The sequence below is a fragment of the Flavivirga algicola genome (genome assembly GCF_012910715.1).
Classification (GTDB): domain Bacteria; phylum Bacteroidota; class Bacteroidia; order Flavobacteriales; family Flavobacteriaceae; genus Flavivirga; species Flavivirga algicola.
Map to the genome: position 1 here is coordinate 1 of NZ_JABBHF010000002.1, position 2,500 is coordinate 2,500.

A 2,500-nucleotide genomic window follows, 5' to 3' on the forward strand; every position below is an offset into this window, starting at 1 on the left:
GTTGATTATTTAAAAAAACAAAAAGCCCTTCATGTTTCCATGAAGGGCTTCCAAAAAAGGCAACGACCTACTCTCCCACTACAATGCAGTACCATCGGCGCTAATGGGCTTAACTTCTCTGTTCGGAATGGTAAGAGGTGAGCCCCATCGCTATAACCACCTTAAATCTTTGTCCCGCAACCCGTGCGGGGCCTCTTTCCGTATCGGAAAGACATATATCGTGACATATTGAAAAAACATCCGTGGATGAAGCACATGAAGCATAACAATGGTTGAACCTATAAAAAAACAGGCGTACAATAAGCCTATGGGTTATTAGTACTACTCGGCTGTGACATTGCTGCCTTTACACCTGTAGCCTATCGACGTGGTAATCTCCCACGACCCTTTAAAGAAATCTCATCTTGTGGTGGGTTTCGCGCTTATATGCTTTCAGCGCTTATCCCTTCCAAACGTAGCTACCCAGCAGTGCTCCTGGCGGAACAACTGGTACACCAGAGGTTTGTCCAACTCGGTCCTCTCGTACTAGAGTCAGATCCACTCAAATTTCTAACGCCCACTGTAGATAGAGACCGAACTGTCTCACGACGTTCTGAACCCAGCTCGCGTGCCACTTTAATGGGCGAACAGCCCAACCCTTGGGACCTTCTCCAGCCCCAGGATGTGACGAGCCGACATCGAGGTGCCAAACCCCCCCGTCGATGTGAGCTCTTGGGGGAGATCAGCCTGTTATCCCCGGCGTACCTTTTATCCTTTGAGCGATGGCCCTTCCATGCGGAACCACCGGATCACTATGCTCTTGTTTCCAACCTGATCGACTTGTAGGTCTCTCAGTCAAGCACCCTTATGCCATTGCACTCTGCGCACGGTTACCAAGCGTGCTGAGGGTACCTTTAGAAGCCTCCGTTACTCTTTTGGAGGCGACCACCCCAGTCAAACTACCCACCAAGCACTGTCCTCACAACGTGAGTTAGACTCTAGACAAGCAAAGGGTGGTATTTCAACAATGACTCCACCACGCCTGGCGACGCAGCTTCGAAGTCTCCCACCTATCCTACACATTACTTGTCCAAAACCAATACTAAGCTATAGTAAAGGTGCACGGGGTCTTTTCGTCCCACAGCGGGTAATCGGCATCTTCACCGATACTACAATTTCACCGAGCTCATGGCTGAGACAGTGTCCAGATCGTTGCACCATTCGTGCAGGTCGGAACTTACCCGACAAGGAATTTCGCTACCTTAGGACCGTTATAGTTACGGCCGCCGTTTACTGGGGCTTCATTTGAGATCTTCGCCGAAGCTAAACCCTCCACTTAACCTTCCAGCACCGGGCAGGTGTCAGGCCATATACGTCATCTTTCGATTTAGCATAGCCCTGTGTTTTTGATAAACAGTCGCCTGGACCTTTTCACTGCGGCCCCGCTGATGCGGGGCGACTCTTCTCCCGAAGTTACGAGTCTATTTTGCCTAGTTCCTTAGCCATGAATCTCTCGAGCTCCTTAGAATTCTCATCCCAACCACCTGTGTCGGTTTGGGGTACGGGCTGCTTCTCTCGCTTTTCTTGGAAGTCGATCCGCTGGATTATCACCTTGGCCGAGGCCTCAGTGTACTATCGCCGTGTTGCCACTGGCTTCAACGTGCTATTCCGTCAGCACGCACCAACTATTCGCCTCCGTCACTTTTGGTGAGAGCAGGTACAGGAATATTAACCTGTTGTCCATCCACTGCCCCTTTCGGGTTCGCGTTAGGTCCCGACTAACCCTCAGCTGATTAGCATAGCTGAGGAAACCTTGGTCTTTCGGAGTGCGGGTTTCTCGCCCGCATTATCGTTACTTATGCCTACATTTTCTTTTGTAGCTTCTCCAGTAGGCCTCACGGCCAGCCTTCGACGACACTACAATGCTCCCCTACCCATCTCTCGATGCCATAGCTTCGGTAGTATGTTTATGCCCGATTATTATCCATGCCGAACCGCTCGACTAGTGAGCTGTTACGCACTCTTTAAATGAATGGCTGCTTCCAAGCCAACATCCTAGCTGTCTAAGCAGTTCAACCGCGTTATTTCAACTTAACATACATTTGGGGACCTTAGCTGATGGTCCGGGTTCTTTCCCTCTCGGACATGGACCTTAGCACCCATGCCCTCACTGCTGATGAACATTTTATAGCATTCGGAGTTTGTCAGGAATTGGTAGGCGGTGAAGCCCCCGCATCCAATCAGTAGCTCTACCTCTATAAAACTATTAATCAACGCTGCACCTAAATGCATTTCGGGGAGTACGAGCTATTTCCGAGTTTGATTGGCCTTTCACCCCTACCCACAGGTCATCCGAAGACTTTTCAACGTCAACCGGTTCGGTCCTCCACTGTATGTTACTACAGCTTCAACCTGCCCATGGGTAGATCACACGGTTTCGCGTCTACCACTACTAACTGAAGCGCCCTGTTCAGACTCGCTTTCGCTACGGATCCGGACCTGAAGCCCTTAACCTTGCTAG

At 50.2% G+C, this 2,500-nt stretch carries 2 rRNA genes (1 of these 2 cut by a window edge); both read right to left on the reverse strand.

From position 1 onward, the window contains the following. Window positions 1-54 precede the first annotated feature (54 nt). Window positions 55-164, reverse strand: a 5S ribosomal RNA gene (rrf, locus tag HHX25_RS02805). A 131-nt stretch (window positions 165-295) separates the two neighbouring features. After that, a 23S ribosomal RNA gene (locus HHX25_RS02810) occupies window positions 296-2,500 on the reverse strand (it continues 616 nt past the right edge of the window).